Here is an 18,060-nt window from a genome sequence, read left to right as displayed (position 1 = left end):
CCGTTCTCAGGCAGCGGGCGGCGGCGCAGGCGGCGTGGTGCGCTTCCACGCCTCGAGTTCCTGCACGCGCCCGAGCCAGGCCTGGATGTTCGCGTAGTCCCCGATCGGCAGGCGCGCTGGACCGGCGAGGGCGAACGACGCGGCCAGGGAGAAGTCCGCGAGTGTCAGGCGATCCTGCGTGACCCACGTCCTGCCCGCGAGGTGCGCGTCCAGGACCGGCGCGTGCTGCGCGAAGAGCGCCTCTCCCCGCGCGACCTCGGCGGGATCCGGCCCGCCGCCCGTCAGCGCCTTCACGAAGTTCTCGAAGACCAGGATCGTGTTCGCCGGGGCCATGTGGGTCGCGCACCAGAAGAGCCAGCGGCTCACATCGGCGCGGTCGCGCGCGTCCGTCGGGAGCAACGTCTGCCCCGGCGTCTTTTCGGCCAGGTACTGCATGATGGCGCGCGACTCCCACAGCACGAAGCCGTCGTCATCGAGGACTGGGACGCGCCCGTTGGGGTTGCGCCCCAGGTGCGGCGCCCCGCGCTGCTCTCCTTTGGGCAGGTCGACCACGATGCGCTCGAGGGGCACGTTGAGGTGGGTGGCCACGAGCAGCACGCGGCGCGAGTTTCCGGACATGGGGTGGAAGTAGAGCTTCATGACAATCCTCCTGGACAGCATCGCCAATAAACGCCCCCTTGCTACCGCCACCCTGCTGCCAGCATGCTGTCAGCATCGATTCACGATGATGGTTTCATGAGACGCGCCGAACGCCTCTTCCAGATCATCCAGATCCTCCGGCGGGCCCGGGGGCCGGTCACCGCCGATGCCATCGCCGCCGAGCTGGAGACCTCCAAGCGCAGCGTCTACCGCGACATCGCCGCGCTGATGGACCAGCGCACGCCGATCCGCGGCGAGGCGGGTGTGGGCTATGTGCTGGATGTTGGCTTCGACATGCCACCCCTGATGCTGACAGCCGACGAGATCGAGGCGGCGGTGCTGGGTGCCCAATGGGTGGCCGGGCGCGCGGATCCCGCCCTGGCCCGGGCCGCGAGGGATTTGATCGCCAAGATCCGCGCCACCGTACCCGAGCGCCTGCAACCCTACGTTCTCGAGCCGGCCTCCGGTACGCCACCCGTCTGGAACGTTACTCCGGATGGGCTGGACGTCGCCCGGGTGCGCGCCTCCATTCGCGAGGGGCGGAAGATCGTCCTGCGCTATCGCGACGAGCAGGGCCGCACGAGCGAGCGCACCGTCTGGCCCGTCATCGTCGGCTACATGGACACCGTGCGCCTGCTGATTGCCTGGTGCGAGCTGCGAAGGGATTTTCGGAGCTTCCGCACGGACCGGGTGGTGGGCGCGGACTTCCTGGACGAGCTCCATCCGGAGCGTCCCGCCGCCTTGCGCGCCCGGTGGCGCCGCTCGCTGGAGGCACGCGCGCGTCCGTCCCCGCGGCGGCAATGAATTTCCAAGCTCTATTCGCCCGGTTCAGTCCTCGACCCAGCTGTCCTTCTGGACGTACCCACTGAACAGCCTCTCCCAGCACGTGACCGTGGAGCTCGTGATGACGGACGGCTCGACGCTCCGGGACTCGGGGGCGACGGACGTCAACGGCATCAGCATGCACCCTGGCGCCAGCCGTGGCACCGTCAACGCGTGGACACAGACGAAGTCCCGGATCGGTCAGTGGCTCGCGGGCAAGACGATCGACAGGATCATGATCACCTATGATTACGGCCCCCTGACGGGGGCGTGTTCTCGATGGGACGGGGTGGGATCCAACGGACGTCCCGTGAGCCTCGCCGGAGTCCTGGGAGATGGGCGAGAATGCCGGGCCGTATGACCGTGCCAAACGAGCCCATCTACCTGGACCACAACGCCACCGCGCCGCTGCTGCCCGAGGTGGTCGATGCCATGGTGCCCTACCTGCGTGAGCACTTCGGCAATCCGTCGAGTGCTCACGTCTACGGGCGCCGGGCTCGCGAGGCCGTCGATCGCGCCCGGGCCCAGGTGGCGGCGCTGCTCGGCGCGGCGGCGGAGGAGATCTTCTTCGTCGCGCATGGCACCGAGGCCAACAACCTCGCCATCCGTGGTGTGGCGGCGGCGCTCCCGGACAAGCGTCACGTGGTGACCTCCGTCATCGAGCACCCGGCCACCACCGAGCCCTGCCACGAGTTGGAGAAGCAGGGCTGGCGGGTGACCTGGCTCCCGGTGGACGCGGAAGGCCGTGTCCGCGTCCACGAGGCGGTGGCCGCGCTGCATGGCGACACGGCGCTCGTCACCCTCATGCACGCCAACAATGAGACGGGGGTGTTGCAGCCCATCGCGGAGATCGCCCGCGAGGCTCGGGCTCGGGGCGTGTGGGTGCACACCGACGCGGCCCAGTCCGTGGGCAAGCTGCCCGTGTCCGTGGACGCGCTTGGCGTGGACCTGCTCACCGTGGTGGGTCACAAGTTCGGCGCGCCCAAGGGCGTGGGGGCCCTGTACGTGCGGCGGGGCACGCCGCTGCGCCCGGTACTGCTCGGCGCGGGGCACGAGCGTGGCCTGCGGCCGGGGACGGAGAACGTCGCGTCCATCGTGGGACTCGGGGTCGCCTGCGAGGTGGCGCTTCGCACGGTGGCGGAGGATGCGGCGCGGGTGCGTGGGCTCCGGGACGAACTCTGGGAGCGGCTGCGAGCGCGTGTTCCGGCGCTGGCGCTCAATGGTCATCCGGAAGAGAGGCTGCCCAATACGCTCAACGTGCGTTTCCCCGGCGTGAGTGGCTCCGCGCTGCTGGCGGCGGCGCCCGAGGTGGCCGCGTCCACGGGCTCGGCGTGCCACGCGGGTGAGGAGTCCGCTTCCTCCATCATCACGGCCATGGGTGTGGAACCCTCCGCGGCGCTCGGTTCGGTGCGCCTGTCCCTGGGACGGACGACGACACACGAGGACGTGGTGGTGGCCGCGGACGCGCTCGCCGCCGCGTGGAAGCGCCTGTCGGTGGGTGCTCAGGCCAGCCACACTTGAAACAGGCGCAGTGCCTCGAGTTTGTCCTTCTCCTCCCGCGGCCGGGAGGATCGGTTCAACGGCGGTTCACAGGACTGGGGCGCACGGTGAGTGTGGTGCCACCCCGAGGGGAATTGCTCACACGCGCCAGGGACCCGGCTCGGTTGCCGAGGCCCAGGTGCAAACCGGTGGTCCGCTGGGTCATACTTCGGGTCCCCCCGCAGAATCGCCGGTGGCCGAGGCTCCGCTGGCGTGACCCCTCGAGGCATGCATCTTGGCCGAGTCCACCCCCGCGTCCTCCCAGACAGCCTTCGTCCAGCAACTCAACTTCTGGGCTCGTGACGCGAGCAATGAGTCGGCGGCGCTCCTGGGCGCTTTCGCGCTCGGAATGTTCGAGCACCTCCCGGACGAGGGCCCCACTCCTGTGTCCCTGGAGGAGCTCGCTCAGCGTATCGGTGGCACCGTGCGAGGGACTCGCTCCGTCATCGAGCCGCTGGTGGGGCTCGGCTTCGTCCGGCTGGAGGAGGGGAGGGGTTATTCGCTCCCTGCGGCGAGTGCCTTCCTTCGTCGGCCCGAGTTCGTCGCCCGGATGCGCGAGGCGCGGAGCTGGTGGTCCGTGTCCGCGTTGCTGCCCGAGGCCGTTCGCACCGGTGCGCCAGTGGATGGGTCTGGTGGGTCCCGTGAGCTGCTCGGATGGTACCGGCAGGAGTTCCTGGCGCCTCGCGTGCCCGAGCAGGATGTCCTCGCCGCGGACTACGACGATCGTGCCGCCCGCAACTTCCTGCGCACCCAGGCGCTCGTGACGAGCGGTGAGGTGGGGTTGTTGGAGGCGCTGGTGTCCGGGCCCCGGCCCCTCGTGGAGCTGGCGAAGACAACCGGCTCCCAGCCCGAGGCGCTGTGCGTCCTGCTCGGGGTCCTCGGGTCCATGGGGATCGTCCGGCAGGAGGGCGAGGCCCTCGGTTTCTCCGAGCTGGCCAGCCGCTCCCTGGACGCGAGCAGCCTGCCGTATTTCCTGCGCTCGTTCCCGGCCACCATGGACTACTGGGAGGCCTTCGGGCACCTGGATGAGGCCGTGACCCAACGCGTGTTCCGGTTGGATCTGCGCGACCCCGAGACCGCCAGGCGCATCTACCAGCGCAATGCCTCGCGCATCACCGGCATCTTCGCCTCGCATGTGAAGCTGGGTCGCAAGGCCGCGGAGCTCGTCGCCCGCATGCGCCCCCTGAAGGACGCACGTGTTCTCGACGTGGGCACCGGCTCGGGTGTCTGGGGCGCCGCCTTCGGGTTGACCGAGCCCTCGCTCCACGTTACCTACCTGGACTCCGAGCACGTCCTGGAGCAGGTGAAGCCCAACATCGCGAAGCTCAAGCTGGAGGGGCGTGCGCGTTATTGGGCCGGCGACTGCCTCTCCGTCGATTACGGCGAGTCCCAGTACGACGTCATCCTCCTGCCCCAGGTCATCCCCGCGCTTCCTCCCGAGGCGCTGCCGGGACTCTTCGCGAAGCTCGCCCGCGCCCTGCGTCCCCAGGGGTTGCTCGTCATCTCGGGCTATCTGCTCACCGACCGGCGCGATGGTCCCCTGGACGCGCTCTACTTCTCACTGCGCCGCTACGTGTCGAACGAGGGCGATGTGTTGTCCATGCCCGACTTCCGGCGGCTGCTCGAGCCCGTGGGACTCCTGTCCTCCCGTGCTTTCGAGATGCCCATCCAGCAGGTCGTCATCGCCTCGCGCGGTGACGTCTCCTGGGCGGACGGAGCCCCGGTCCGCTGACGCTGTCTTCCCTTCCACCGTCCCGTCTGGAGGAACATGGAACTCCTTCGCTCGTTCTTCATGGAGGACTACCTCGAGGGCTCGCGCTTCACCGCGCGCTACAACCTTGGCGAGTCCGGAGCCCGGCCCCGCACCGTTGGAGAGCTGCTCACCGGCTCCGGTGTCAGCCCCCAGCGCGCCCTGGACACGTTCCTCTCCACCCTGCTGCGTGACAGCCCCAACTGGGGCCGTGCCGACCTGCGCGACCTCGTGGCCGCCATGCACCCCGGCGCCACGCGCGACAACGTCCTCATCACCACCGGCACCAGCGAGGCCCTGCTGCTCCTCTTCCGGCAGCTCCGCCCTCGCAAGGTGGCCCTCGCCTGGCCGGCCTTCCAGCTCCTCTATGAGCTCCCCATGCGGCAGGGCGCGGAGCTCGTCCGCCTGCCCGTGCGCTGGGACTTGCGCGGCGTGCCCTCCATCGACGCGGACGAGTGGCTCGCACGGCTCGAGCGCGATTCCCCGGACGTGGTTGTCATCAACAACCCCCACAACCCGAGTGGCCTGGTCCTGGACCCGGAGTTGCTGGAGCGCATCTCCCGTTGGACGGAGCGCTCCGGCGCCACGCTCGTGGGTGACGAGCACTATCGCTTCCTCTCCTCGGACACGGAGGTTCTGGGCGCCACCGTGTACCGGCCCGGCGCCAGGACCTTCGTCACCGGCTCCTTCATCAAGTGTCTGGGCTGCCCCGGTCTGCGCATCGGCTGGTGCGTGGGCGATACCGCCATGCTCGCGCGCGTGCAGAACGAGAAGAACTACACCACGCACACGGTGAACCCGGTCGCCGAGTGGATCTCCCTCGAGGTGCTCAAGGATCTCGGCAGTCCCGCCTTGCGTCAGGCCCGCGAGGAGTGGATGCGGAACCGGCGTCTCCTCTCCTCGTTCCTGGAGCGCTCCCAAGGCGTGTACGGCGTGGCTCCGGTGGGAGGACTCGTCACCTGCATCGGCGTGAGCGGCGTGGCCGGCCCGAAGGAGTTCGAGGCGAAGCTCCAGGCGCTCGGCGAGGCCGGGGTGTTCGTCCTGCCGCTCAGCGCCATGGAGCACGGCGACCCCGCGGGGGCCCACCCGCTGGAGCGTGGCCACGGTTTCCGTCTGGGTCTGGGCATGTCTCCGGACCACTTCCCCGAAGCCCTGGACGCGCTCGAGACAGCAGCGCGGAGAGCGAGTGCGGGCGCTCCGCGTACTCCGGATCCTTCATGAGGAGCTCGTGCACCCGGCCCTGCGCGGTGGTGGGCACGGCCGGGAAGAGGTGGTGCGTGAGGTGGTATTGGTCATTGCGTGGGAAGAGCATCCGGTTGAGCCACCCCCACGCGAAGATGTGGTTGCGCGAGCGGTGGAACTCGTCCGCCGAGCCGATGATGCCCGCGTGATCCGCCGCGTCCGACCAGTAGCGGATGATCTGGTAGGCCACGAAGTAGGGCAGCACGTAGAAGAGCCCGAAGGCCCTCCAGCCCACGCCCCAGTGCGCCAGCGCGAGCAGCCCCGCCACGAAGGCCCACCTGCACAGCGTCACCGGCCATGGATCCGTGCGGCTGAAGAGCACCGGGCGCACGAAGGACGGGAGGTGGATGAGCAGCAGCGGTCGCAACAGGTGGCGCCGCGCGAAGTGTTCCGTGGGCTCGGCGAACCCGAACGGGCGGCGCGGCACGAAGTCCAGATCCCTCTCCGGGTCTCCCAGGTGCTGGTGGTGCGTGAAGTGCTCGCGCGTGTAGGGCTCGAGCGCGGTCAGATCGATGATGGCCAGCAGGTGCCCGAAGACGCGGTTGAAGCGCTTGCCGCGCACGAACATGCCGTGACACGCCTCGTGCAGCATGTTGCCGAGCGCACGGAAGCGGGTGGCGATGAAGAAGGCCACCAGCGGGTAGAGCGTCCAGCCCGCCACGGGCCACGTCTCCAGCAGCGCGTGGGCTCCGAGGGCCGCTCCCAGGCCGAGCCCGAGGTGCAAGGCCAGGTGTCCGATTCCCCCGGCTGTCGAGTGCGCGTGGTTGCCCATCCGGGCCACCTCTCGCGCATACGTCGCTCTCAGCCGTGCCGCCACCGAGGTGGAGCGCTCCCGCTCGGCGGGCGCCAGGCCATCGCTCGTACGGGGAGGGCTGTCCAGCGGCGCCAGGCGCATGGAGCTTCCGGGGGGGCAAAAAAGTGTAATTCGAGTCTAATCCGCCGCTCGGATTCTGAGCAAGTGAGCAGCGCCCTGGCGTGCGGATGACGGGGTGCGTCAGACGCCCGTGCGCGTGGTAGGCGCGAGCCGCGTGGGCAGCGTCACCCCGGAGCGCGCGGCGAGGAGCAGCTCCTGCGTGGGGAGCGGCAGGCAGACCGACGCGGTGAGGCCCACGTCCGCCAACAGCTCGCGGTACTCCGAGTGGGAGAGCAGATCCCCCTCGTTGGTGAGGAAGCGCCGCAGCCCGAAGTAGAGGTGGTCCAGCGGGCCGTCGCGCCGCTCGTCGAGCACGTACTCGGCGATGACGAGGATGCCGTCTGGTTTCAGCGCGCGCGCCACGCGGCGGAACATGTCCGGCAGGGACTCGGGCCGCAGCACGTTGAGCACCTGCGGGAGGATGATGAAGTCGTACGCGGCGCTCCCGAAATCCTGGGTGAAGAGGTTGCCCGCCCAGAAGCGTGCCCGGCTCAACGCCTGGAGTTGTTCCACATTGCGCTTCGCCTGCGCGAGCACCGCCTCCTGGTCGAAGTAGGTGACGTGCGCCGTGGGCTCCGTCCTCGCGAAGGCCACGCCCCACACACCCGAGCCCGTGCCGATGTCGAGCACCGAGGCGCCCGTCAGCGGCCGTACCTGGGCAATCGTCGAGGCCGCGCGCCGGCTGAGCTGGAAGTGCGAGGCGAACACCGCCGTGATCTGGTTCGAGTTGTCCGCGTAGAAGCGCCGGCTCACCTCGGGATCCTTCAGGTCCAGGATGAAGCGCTCGTGCCGCACCGTCTCGTCGAGCCGCTCCAGCGCCTCCCAGTACTGCGCGGAGACGGAGAAGGAGCGGAGCAGGTACTGCAATGCCTTGCCCTCGAGCACCTGCCGGGCCTCGTCCGTGAAGCGCACCGTGGTGCCTTCGGTCCGGGTGAGCCCCAGGTGGGCCAGCACGTCCAGCACCGTGCGCAGGCCCCGCTCGCTGGCTCCCATCGCCGCTCGGAGCGTCGCTTCTTCCTGAGGGCCCGTGGCGAGCTGATCGAGCAGTCCCATCCGGCCCACGGCTACCAGGAGCCAGGTGCGTGCGCTGCTGCGCGCGAAGCGGTCGAAGAAGTCCTCCGCCTCCGGTGAGGGGGCGGGCGTCGTTTCCAGGAAGAGCCGCCGGTAGTGGTCGAGCACGTCCCAGCGCTGGCCTCCGTGCTCCACCGCCTCGCCGCTCCGCACCGCGTCCTCCAGGAGGCCCACGGGCCCCCACCACCGCGCCACGTCGTGGAGCCTCTCCTTGAAGGGGGCGTCCCTCAGGAAGGCCGCCACCGGACGGGCCAGCGTGAGGCCACGCGCATCGTCCATGTGCACCAGTCCCAGGCACACCAGCAGTTCAACCAGTGAGCGCACGCCGCGGACCGTGGCCCCCACCTGCTCCGCGAGCTGTCTCACCGTCACCGGCGTGCCCTCGCCCTCCACTGGCAGTGCGTCGAAGAGACCCACGCTCAGCGAGGTGCGCAGCAGCGCCGATTCATTCGAGGCGTTGCGCGCCCAGAAATGCAGGGACTTCGCCAGGGCGGGGGGCGTGGCGCTGCGCGGAGCCATCATCGAAACCTCGTTCGGGGGAACTCGAGTGTCGCTTCTCCTCCCGGCTTCGTGCAATCCCGCTCGGGTGCGTGGGCGTGACGGTGGCGCTACGATGTCCGGCACATGGCTCCACGAACGATGTCGGCCGGCGCAGTCGAGCAGCTCCTCCTGACGGACTCCCGAGTGCAGGATGTCTGTGTGACGGAGGTGGGGGAGGCGGCGGTGGCCTGGGTGGTGCCGTGGCGCGCGCTCCGGGCGGAGGCGTTGGAGGCTTTTCTCCGGGAGCGCCTGGGCGAGGACTCCCCGTGCGTCGCGCTCATGGATTCGCTTCCCGTGCTCGAGTCGGGGGAGCCCGATCGGGAAGCCCTCTGCCGTTTGACTCCCGCCACCTCGCTCCGGCTCCAGTGGTTGGAGGCGCGGCTCCATCAGGCCGGTCACGAAGCGGTGGCGCTGGCCGGCCCCGCATCGAGAAGCGAGCGCTTCGAGCCCTTCGACGAGCTGTTTCCCGAGTCCCTTCGGCCAGGGGCAGGTGAAGCGAGCGAGGCCTCGGCGGCGCATGTCTCCTCCCGTCCCGCTGGCGGGGGGGCTGGGCAGCCGTCCTTCCTCGTGGGGGAGCCTCGTCGTTCTCCTCCGGGTGCCCCGGACGACCTCGGCGGGCTGTTGCGGCATGCGGCGGAGGTCCATCCCGATCGCACCGTGACCTTCATCGACCTGGAGGGGCGGCGCGAGACGCTGCGTTATGCCGAGCTCTGGCAGGAGGCGCTCCGGCTCCTCGGTGGGCTGCGGGCGCTGGGGTTGAAGCCGGGCGAGCGGGTGATGTTCGTGATGGACCGGCCCGGTGATTACGTGCGCGCCTTCTGGGGCTGCACCCTCGGCGGCATGGTGCCCGTGCCCATGGCGTGGCCCTCCTCGTTCGAGCGCTCGCATGCCGGTGTCGTCCGCATCCTCTCCGTGTCGGAGCGTCTGGGGGGACCGCTCGTGCTCACGGGCTCCCAGGCCGTCTCCGCCCTGGAGTCCCTGGGCCTGCGAGCCGTCTCGTTCTCGTCGTTGGACCGGAGCACCGCCGGTGAGCCGGTGGCGCACGCTCCGTCCTCTCCCGCCGTGCTGTCGTTCACCTCCGGCAGCACCGGGCGCCCCAAGGGCGTGCTCCTCACCCAGGACAACCTGCTCGCCATGTGCGATGCGATGCGGGCCGGCGGCTGGTACACCGAGGAGGATCTCGGCGTGAGCTGGATGCCGCTCGACCATGTCGCCGGACTGGCCTACCCCCACCTCACGAGTCTGCGCATGGGCACGTCTCATGTGCTCGTCTCGCGCGACTACGTGCTGGGCGACGTGTTGCGGTGGTTGGACCTGCTCTCCGAGCTCGGCGGCACCATGAGCTGGGCTCCCAACTTCGCCTATGGCCTCGTCGTGGACCGGCTCTCCCGCGGCGAGCGCCGCGCCTGGAATCTCTCGCGCGTTCGCGTGCTGGCCTGCGGGGGTGAGCCCATCATCCCCGACACCCTGCGGCGCTTCACCTCGCTGCTCGAGCGTGAGGGGTTGCGCCAGGATGCCATCTGCCCCGGGTGGGGCATGGCGGAAACCTCCTCGTTCCACACCCTGACGCGCGGGGTGCGCACTCCCGAGGAGGAGTCCTGCGTCCTGCTCGGTCCGCCTCCCGCGGGCTCGATGCTCCGCATCGTCGATGAGCAGGACGCGGTGGTGCCCCAGGGCGCGGTGGGCCACCTCCAGGTGCGCGGCGTCACCGTGCTGACCGGGTACATGGATGACGCGGCCATCAACGCCCAGTCCTTCACTCCGGACGGCTGGCTGCGCACGGGGGACCTCGCCATCATCCATGACGGCCAGATGGCCATCACCGGGCGGCAGAAGGAAGTCCTCATCATCAACGGCAACAACGTCTACCCCCAGGAGATCGAATCCGTGGTGGAGCAGGTGCCGGGCGTGCTGCCGTCGTTCTCCGTGGCGTGCCCCACGCGCGTGGGTGGGACGCAGACGGATGAGCTCCTCGTCGGCTTCGTTCCCTCTCCGGACGCGCCCCCGCTCGGGGTGTTGCTGCGCTCCATTCGCGAGCACGTGGGCCGGACACTCGGACTCCAGGTCCGTCACCTGGTGCCACTCGCCCGTCATCAGATTCCCAAGACGGAGCTGGGCAAGCGCGGGCGCACGGAGGTGCGGCGCCGCTTCGAGGCCGGGGAGCTGGCCGCGGAGCGCCGTGAGGCCGAGCGCTACCTCGGTGGTCCCGCGACCCTTCCCCGGTGTCTGGCCGTCCCGCGTTGGGTACCTCGCGCCCGGCGGGCCTCGGAGACGGTGGCTGGATCCGGTCCCCTCCTGGTGGTCTCCGACGCCGGTTTCGCCGGGGCCCTTCGTTCGCACGTCGCCGGCAGGCAGCTCCTCCACGTGGAGCCGGGCTCCGGTGAGGCCCTGACGCAAGCCCTCGAGTCGAGCGCGGCGCGAGGACAGTCCGTCGCGGAGGTGGTGTACGCCGTGGGCAGGAGCGAGGGGACGCGGCGCATGGACCGGACCACCCTGGTGGAGGCCGTCGCGCCATTGCTGCGTCTGGTGCGGGCCCTGGCTCGTCCCGCCGCGGATGGGCCCGTCCGGCTCTGGGCCGTGGTCCCGTCTCCGGAAGGGGCGCTCGCCACGGGTTCGGCCCACCTCCTGGTGCCAGGGCTGCTCTGGTCCGCCATGGCCGAGGTGTCCGGCCTGGAGGCTCGGGTCCTCTGGGTTCCTCCTGGCGAGGAGGCCGCCGCCCGGTGTGTGGCCGGGGAGCTCGCGATTCCGCGTGCCGCGCGCGAGGTGTCCTGGCACGACGGCCGGCGCTGGGAGCGGGCCTATTCGCCCTGGGTGCCTTCGCGGGTGGAGTCGCCGCGCCGCCTCCAGCGCGAGGGCTTCTATCTGGTGACGGGCGCGCTCGGCGGGGTGGGGCAGGCCTGGGCCCGCTACCTGCGGCGGAGCCTCCGTGCCCGGTTGCTGCTGGTGGGACGGCGGGAGCGGGATGCCGTCGCCGAGGCGGTCGAGCGCGAGCTCGGCGCGGCGGAGTACGTGCCGGTGGACATCACGGACGCGGCGAAGCTCCAGGAGGTGGTGCGTCAGGCGGAGCTCCGGCGGGGCCGTCCCCTCGACGGTGCCTTCCACTTCGCCGGCACCCTGGAGCCTCTTCCCCTGGAGAGCCAGACGGCGGAGACACTCGTGCGGGACGCGGCGGCGCATGTGCTCGGCGCGGTGGCCCTCGCCGAGGTCTTCCGCGTGCGGCCACGCTCCCCGCTCGTCTTCACCTCCTCGCTGATGGGAACGCTCGGGGCGGGGTTGCATGCGAGCTACTGCGCCGCCTCGGGTTTCATCGATCGCTTCGCGCAGGCGCTCGCCGCCGAGGGCCGGTCCGCGGTGGCGGTGTCGTTCAGCTCCATCCGGGGCACGGGCATGGCGAGGGACTTGAAGGCCTCGCCCCCGGGCTATCGCATGCTCGAGCCGCCCCAGGCGCTGGCCGCCCTGCTGCTCGCGGTGGAGTCGGGTGCCTCGCAGGTGCTGGCGGGCGTGGAGGGCTCGGCCCTTCCCTGGCGCGGGGCCGGTCTGGGCTCCGGCGTGCCCCTGGAGCAGGCCCACCTCTTCGTCGTCCCCCAGGCCGGTGGACGGCTCCCGGAGGAAGGGCTGCGCGCCGACGCGGTGCTCCACCCGGTGCCCTCCCTCCCCAGGTCTCCCGAGGGGACGGTGGATCGCCAGGCGCTCGCCGCGGAGGCCTTCGGTGGGGCGGCGGACTCGCCCCTGGGGCCCTTCGAGCAGGTGGTGGCGGAGGCCTTCCGCGAGGTGCTCGGCGTGGACGCGGTGGGCGCGGGCTCGGACTTCTTCTCCCTCGGGGGCAGCTCGCTCCAGGCCTCCCGGGTGATGGCGCGCGTCAACGAGCGCACCGGGCTGCGGCTGCGCGAGGTGGCCGTGTTCGAATACCCCTCCGTCTCCCGGCTGGCGGCCTACATCCGCCAGTCCGTGGACCCCAGTCAGGTGGACGTGACCCGTCTGTCCGATGAACAGGTGGCCCTGCTGCTGCACGCGCTGCACGCCCCCTGATAGGATTTCGGTCCCCCCCAGTTCCGCCACGCGCCCGGGGGCTCCATGCGGTCCGGGTGCGGCGGCGGCGCGCTTTCAGGAGTCATCGGCAATGGTGCTGTCGTTCGCGCTGCGAAGCATCCTGGCGCGCCCTCGGAGCTGGCTCGTCGCGCTGCTCGCGGCTTGGATGGCGGGCCTGCTCACCCTGGGGCTCGCGCTCGTGGGCAGCATCGCCGATGGGACGCGCAAGAGCCTCATCGAGAGCGGAGCCGGCGATCTGCAGGTGTTCAACTCCGCCTCGGCCGGGGTGCCCCAGATGTTGCCGGGCCCCGGAGGCTCGCCGGAGCTCGTCCCGCTGCCCGACTACGCCGCGCTCGAGACGCGGCTGCGCGCGGTGGAGGGCGTGGCCGAGGTGGTGCCGCTCGAGGGAGGTGGGGCCACGGTGTTCCGCGGCAACTACCTGGATGACCGGTTCGCCGCGGTGCGGGCCGTGGCGAGGGAGCCCGCCTCCGAGGAGCGTCGGGCCCGGCTGGGTCGGCTCGCGGAGGACCTGCGGCATACCCTGGAGCGCGTGGCCCGGGACGCGCACCGGCGGGAGGAGGCGTTCGCGAACGATGCGTCCGCCCAGGAGGACTTCCGCGCGCTGGAGGAGGCCGTCTCGGAGCGGTTCTGGGCGCGCTTCGCGGAGGAGCCGTTTCCGGCGCTCGAGTTCCTCGAGAACCGCGTGGCGCGGCAGGCGGGGGAGGGCGCCTCCATCGACGTGGACTACCTGGGCACGGACATGCCGCTGTTCGCGCGGGCCTTCTCTCGCTTCGAGCTGGTCACGGGCGAGCTGCCGCCCCCGGGCGCCCGTGGACTGCTGTTGGGGCACGGGGCCTACGAGCAGCACTTCAAGCTCTCCATCGCCTCCCGGCTCGACGAGCTGAAGCGCGAGCGCGAGCGGGGGAGCACCTTCGCCGACGATGAGCGGGCCCGGACGCTGGTGGAGCGCAACCTGGCGGAGATTCCGGATCTGCTGTCCCGGCTCGACGTGGAGCGGGCTTCCGCGCTGCGGGCCGTGCTCGCGCGCCAGTTGGGGCACGAGGGAGCGCTGGAGGCACTGTTGAAGGAGTTCCTCACGCTCGACGATGGCAACTTCGACACGCGCTACACGCTCTTCCATGGAGAGCTGGCGCCCCACCTGCCGCTGTACCGCGTCCGGCCTGGAGACACGCTCGTGCTGCGAGGTGCCCTGGCCATGGGGGCCGGTGTGCCCGTGCGCGTGTGGGGGACGTTCCGCTTCCGCGGGCTCGGTGGGGATGGCAGCCGGGCCAACGCCACCAGCCTGGTGGACCTCGTCACCGCGCGCCTGCTGGCCGACCGGATGACGCGCTCCCAGACGGAGGAGGCCCGGCGGCTGCTGGACTCGCTCGGCATGTCCGGCCCCGCGCAGGAGGTGTCGGCCACGGAGTTCGGTCTGCCGACGGTGATCGACGAGGAGCCCGTGGCTCCCGGTGGCGCGGAGCCTGTCTTCGAGCGCCAGGACGTGGGGCCCGCGGATCGCTTCACCGACGCGGAGCAGAAGGAGGGGGTGCTGCATGCGGCCCTCGTGCTGAAGCCCGGCGCGCAGTCGGAGGCCGTCGCCGAGCGCATCCGCCTGCTCGCCCAGGAGCAGAAGCTTCCGCTGGAGCTCGCGAGCTGGGAGGACGTGGGCGGCTTCGTCAGTGGCCTGGTGGGGATGCTGAGGGTGCTGCTGTTCGTGCTCGCGCTGCTGGTGGGGCTGTTCGTGCTGCTGGTGTCGACCGGGACGCTGCTGCTGCTGGCGCGGGAGCGGGTCGGTGAGGTGGGCACCCTGCGCGCGGTGGGGATGCAGCGCGGTGAGGTGTTCACCGGCCTGCTCGTGGAGGGGCTGCTGCTGGGCGCGCTGGGGAGCGTGCTCGGCATCGCCCTGGGCGCCGCCGTGCTGCTGGGCGTCGCGGGTCAGGGGCTCGCCGTGCGCGACGAGTCCCTCCAATTCTTCCTGGGAGGCCCGGTGTTGTACCCGCGGCTCGAGGTCTGGCATGCGCTCGTGGTCGGGCTGGGGTGCTCGGCCGTGGTGATGGGCGCCTCGCTGGTGCCCGCGTGGCGCGGCAGCTCGGTCACCCCCATCGTGGCCATGCGCCAGAGGGAGGACTGATGCTGGCCGTGCTCCGGATCGCCCTTCGCAACCTGTTGCTCCACCGCGAGCGGGGGCTGTTGCTCCTGTGCGTCATCTCCGGCGCCAGCGCGCTGCTCGTGGGGGTGATGGCCCTGAAGACGGGCGTCGCCGCCACCCAGCGCGAGGTGGTGACGACGTTCCTCAGCGGGGACCTCAACATCGGCGGCTACTTCAAGGTGCACCCCGACTCCATCGCCCCGGTCATCGGCGAGGCCCCCCGGGTTCGCGCCGTGGTCGAGCCCCTGCTCCCAGCGGAGTGCCGCCTGCGCGAGCGGGGCCGCGGTCAGGCCACCGCGGGCGCCGGACGCCACCGGGTGGGCTCCTTCATGATGGGCCTGGACGTGGCGCGCGAGCAGGACTCGCTGTCCCACTTCAAGGTGAAGGACGGCGCGCTCCAGTCGCTGGAGAAGCCGCGCACGGTGGCGCTCTCCACGCAGCTCGCCGAGCGGCTCCGCGTCAAGCGCGGGGACATCACCACCCTCTTCACGCAGACGGCGGGGGGCAAGCGCAACGCGCTGGACGTCGAGGTGGTCGCCATCACCGAGCGGGCCGGGTTGTTGGGCGAGTCCGCCGGCATCCTCGTCTCCAACGCCACTCTGCGGGAGCTCGGCGGGTACCGCCCGGAGGCCGCGGGCGTGTTCCAGCTCGCCTGTGGTGAGACGACGGACGTGGACGCCCTGGGCGGACGTCTCCGCGAGGCGCTGCGCCAGGCGGGCTTCGAGGTGCTGCCGGCCTCGAACGAGGCGTACGGGGACAAGCTGACGCCGCTGCTGCGCGAGGGCTGGGCCGGCCAGCGGCTGGACGTCTCCACCTGGGAGGACGAGTCCTCCTTCCTCGCCTTCATCACCGACGGGCTCTCCGCCCTGACGGTGCTGGTGGGCGCCATCGTCTTCGGCATCGTCGTGGTGGGACTGTTCGTCTCACTGAGCGTGGCCGTCCGCGAGCGGACGCGGGAGATCGGCACGCTGCGCGCCATGGGCATGCAGCGCACCGCCGTGGTGGGCATGTTCATGCTGGAGGGCCTGTTGTTGGGGCTGCTGGCCTCCAGCCTCGGGGCTGGCGTGGCCGCGGCCCTGTGCACCTTCCTCCAGGGCTCCGTCTCCCTGCCCGAGGCGCTCGCCGGCTTCCTCTTCAGCGACACCCTCCCGTTGGCACCTCGGCTGTCGCAGGCCGTGTCCGCCGTGGTGCTCGTCACCGTGGGCGCGGCCCTTGCCTCCATCCTCCCCGCGGCCCGTGCCGCTTCCCTCCCTCCCCGATCCGCCATGGAGTCCCTGTGATGAACCCGCGTGCCCTGGTGTCCGCCTGTGCCCTCGTGCTCGCCCTGCTGCTGCCGGCCGTGGCGGGCGCCGCTGATGCGAAGCCACCGCCCTCGCCGGATGAGATCCTGCGCCTCATCGACAAGCGGATGTCCATGGCCAGTGACTACAAGGGCGTCGTGCGCATCCGGGAGATCCGCAAGGACGGCGTCGAGCGAGCCATCGAGATGCACGTCTACCGCCGCGACTCGGCGCAGAACTTCCTCATGCTCATCACCCAGCCGCGCAACCTGGCGGGCGGCGGGTACCTGCGCATCGGCGGCAACCTGTGGGAGTACAGCGCTTCGACGGGCCAGTGGGTACGCACCACCCGGCGCGCCAACATCGTGGGCACCATCGCGTGCGAGGGGGACTTCGATCGCTCGCGTCTGGCCGAGGACTACACCGCGAAGGATGACGGCGTGGAGACGATCCGCGGCACCCCCTTCCGCAAGCTCCTGCTGACGGCGAAGGAGAGCGCCGAGGTCAGCTTCCCCCTGCTGCGGCTGTGGCTCGACGCGGACAACAACATCGTCAAGCGCGTGGGGTACGCGCCGTCGGGCCGGACGCTGCGCACCGATGTCGTCCGCAGCTACCAGCGGCTCAAGGACCCGGCCACGGGCGAGTCCGTCTACCACTACCGTGAGGTGCTCGAGCTGGAGGAGGAGGAGGGCACGCAGATCATCGTGCGCTACGAGGATGTGCAGCTCGCGCCCCTCGATACCAACATCTTCACCAAGACGTGGCTCGAGGGACGGCTGCGGTAATCACAGCACCGCCACGGTGCCAGCTGGTCCTCACGCACGTGCCGACGGAGCTGAGCTCAACAACAAGATTCGGCTCGTCAGCCGGGCTGCTCCTGGCTGGTCGACTGCAAGTAGAACAAGCGGCCCTTGCTGCGCAGCGCCTTCTCCAAGAACTCCGAGAAGGAACTGGCGACCGGACCGCAGTACTCCGGATTCGGCCACGCCTCATGGTAGCCGTCCGTCAGGGGATAGCGATCGTTCTCCTGGCGGGCTACGTCCACCAGTACGTAATCCCCGTCCTGTACGTCACAGAGGGTGTACATCGTGGCCGGGCCCCACTTGTCATCATCTTCCCCGTAGATAGCCACCCGTGCCCGGATGATCTCGGCCAGGGAAAGGAGACGATACGGGGTGTTCGGTAGCCGCTTGAACAGTTCGGCTCCATTGCAATGCAGGTAGAAGGCCCGCAGGTCGGGGTCTAGCTTCCAGCCCACCCGGCGCTCGAACTCTTCAATCTCCCCAGGCGTGGCGGGAGGATGGGGGAAGTGCTCGCGGGAGACCTCTTCGAGCAGGCTGCTGAGAGGGGTGGGCATCATCAATTGTCCGTGTAGGGCAAGTCGGGACCCACTGTATTCCAGGGGAACTGGCCGCTGTAACAAGCGGGGTATTCCCTGTTGTACTCGTCGTGAACGCCCGGCTGCACGGGGAAGATATTGTTAGGGTCCACCGGATCGCCGCCGTGCCAGAGGTCGCGGATATGGTGCCCCGGCCAGTTGACGCCGGTGCTGGCCGTGGGCCAGTCACCGAACCGTTTACTCCAACTCTGACGGAAGGACTCCATCGCGGCCTTCCATTGGTCACGCCTGGCCTTGTTCTGCTCCTTCGTCAACGTAGGGTAGTCGCAACAGCAGTGATAGATGCCGTAGCGGCTCCCGGCTTTGACGGGAACGGGTAGAAGGGCGAGCCTTCCCTCCCAATCGAACTTGAAGTCGGCCAGCCACATGCACCCCTTTCGCGTATGGCCCTTGCTGGCGCACTCCCGCTGACACCCGTTCATGAACTCCCGGCGGCACTGCCAGGGGCCGTAGAAGAGGGTCGTCTTCATCCGTCCGCCCGGCACGTTCAACCAGGGCAGTTCCTTCTTCACTGCGGGCTTGATCCCCGGTGAGGGTGAAGGGCCAGAGCCTCCTGTCCCCTGGGTTGTCGCGCATCCGGTGAGGAGCACCAGCAGCACCACTGCTCCGGCCAGCTTCATGGGAATTCCCCTTGGTGATGGCCATCCCCTGATGGGTTGCCAATTCGAGGGAATACCCATCAGG

13 protein-coding genes and 1 pseudogene are annotated in these 18,060 nt (G+C 70.2%); 9 read left to right on the top strand and 5 right to left on the bottom strand.

Annotated features, from left to right (window positions below; translation table 11 throughout):
- Positions 1-6: 6 nt before the first annotated feature.
- Entirely contained in the window at positions 7-639 is a 633-nt protein-coding gene (locus tag JQX13_RS00295; RefSeq protein WP_203407081.1) for a glutathione S-transferase family protein, read from the bottom strand.
- Positions 640-735: 96 nt separating this feature from the next.
- Here JQX13_RS00295 and JQX13_RS00290 point away from each other — a divergent pair, with 96 nt between their 5' ends.
- From JQX13_RS00290 to JQX13_RS00270, 5 genes are all read left to right on the top strand, one after another.
- Positions 736-1,443, top strand: a complete 708-nt coding sequence (locus tag JQX13_RS00290) for a helix-turn-helix transcriptional regulator (protein WP_203407080.1) — start codon at positions 736-738, stop codon at positions 1,441-1,443.
- A gap of 100 nt (positions 1,444-1,543) precedes the next feature.
- Positions 1,544-1,822 carry a hypothetical protein gene (locus tag JQX13_RS00285; protein ID WP_239014434.1) on the top strand — a complete coding sequence of 93 codons (279 nt, stop codon included), beginning with the start codon at positions 1,544-1,546 and terminating at the stop codon, positions 1,820-1,822.
- Positions 1,819-2,982, top strand: a complete 1,164-nt coding sequence (locus JQX13_RS00280) for a cysteine desulfurase family protein (RefSeq protein ID WP_203407079.1) — start codon at positions 1,819-1,821, stop codon at positions 2,980-2,982. The genes JQX13_RS00285 and JQX13_RS00280 overlap by 4 nt, the downstream gene beginning before the upstream one ends.
- Positions 2,983-3,235: 253 nt before the next feature.
- Positions 3,236-4,732, top strand: a complete 1,497-nt coding sequence (locus JQX13_RS00275; RefSeq protein WP_203407078.1) for a class I SAM-dependent methyltransferase — start codon at positions 3,236-3,238, stop codon at positions 4,730-4,732.
- A 36-nt stretch (positions 4,733-4,768) separates the two neighbouring features.
- Positions 4,769-5,971 (top strand): pyridoxal phosphate-dependent aminotransferase, encoded by a 1,203-nt coding sequence (locus tag JQX13_RS00270; protein WP_203407077.1) that lies wholly within the window; start codon positions 4,769-4,771, stop codon positions 5,969-5,971.
- A 34-nt stretch (positions 5,972-6,005) separates the two neighbouring features.
- Here the strand turns inward: JQX13_RS00270 and JQX13_RS00265 are convergent.
- Both JQX13_RS00265 and JQX13_RS00260 read right to left on the bottom strand, forming a co-directional pair.
- Positions 6,006-6,764: pseudogene (locus tag JQX13_RS00265) on the bottom strand (fatty acid desaturase family protein); the annotation flags it as partial.
- A gap of 222 nt (positions 6,765-6,986) precedes the next feature.
- A complete protein-coding gene (locus JQX13_RS00260; protein ID WP_203407076.1) occupies positions 6,987-8,498 on the bottom strand; it encodes a methyltransferase in 1,512 nt (503 codons plus the stop codon).
- 102 nt (positions 8,499-8,600) lie between these two features.
- On the opposite strand from JQX13_RS00260, the gene JQX13_RS00255 reads away from it, so the two are divergent.
- The 4 genes from JQX13_RS00255 (at position 8,601) to JQX13_RS00240 (ending at position 16,762) form a co-directional block, all read left to right on the top strand.
- Entirely contained in the window at positions 8,601-12,545 is a 3,945-nt protein-coding gene (locus JQX13_RS00255; protein ID WP_275424976.1) for an SDR family NAD(P)-dependent oxidoreductase, read from the top strand.
- A 91-nt stretch (positions 12,546-12,636) separates the two neighbouring features.
- On the top strand, positions 12,637-14,679 hold the full coding sequence (locus JQX13_RS00250; protein ID WP_203407075.1) for an FtsX-like permease family protein: 2,043 nt from the start codon (positions 12,637-12,639) through the stop codon (positions 14,677-14,679).
- Positions 14,679-15,977: an ABC transporter permease gene (locus JQX13_RS00245; RefSeq protein ID WP_203407074.1), complete on the top strand. Its 1,299-nt coding sequence runs from the start codon at positions 14,679-14,681 to the stop codon at positions 15,975-15,977. The genes JQX13_RS00250 and JQX13_RS00245 overlap by 1 nt, the downstream gene beginning before the upstream one ends.
- Complete coding sequence (locus JQX13_RS00240; protein WP_203407073.1) at positions 15,977-16,762, top strand: outer membrane lipoprotein-sorting protein; 786 nt, start codon at positions 15,977-15,979, stop codon at positions 16,760-16,762. Before JQX13_RS00245 ends, JQX13_RS00240 begins: the two co-directional genes overlap by 1 nt.
- A gap of 77 nt (positions 16,763-16,839) precedes the next feature.
- Here the strand turns inward: JQX13_RS00240 and JQX13_RS00235 are convergent, their stop codons facing one another.
- Complete coding sequence (locus JQX13_RS00235; RefSeq protein ID WP_203411802.1) at positions 16,840-17,334, bottom strand: SMI1/KNR4 family protein; 495 nt, start codon at positions 17,332-17,334, stop codon at positions 16,840-16,842.
- A 2-nt stretch (positions 17,335-17,336) separates the two neighbouring features.
- Positions 17,337-17,996 (bottom strand): hypothetical protein, encoded by a 660-nt coding sequence (locus JQX13_RS00230; RefSeq protein WP_203407072.1) that lies wholly within the window; start codon positions 17,994-17,996, stop codon positions 17,337-17,339.
- Positions 17,997-18,060 lie beyond the last annotated feature (64 nt).

The organism is Archangium violaceum (assembly GCF_016859125.1).
Taxonomy (GTDB): Bacteria; Myxococcota; Myxococcia; order Myxococcales; family Myxococcaceae; genus Archangium; species Archangium violaceum_A.
Note: the sequence above shows the minus strand (reverse complement) of the source record. Positions and strands in the feature narration are given on the sequence as shown.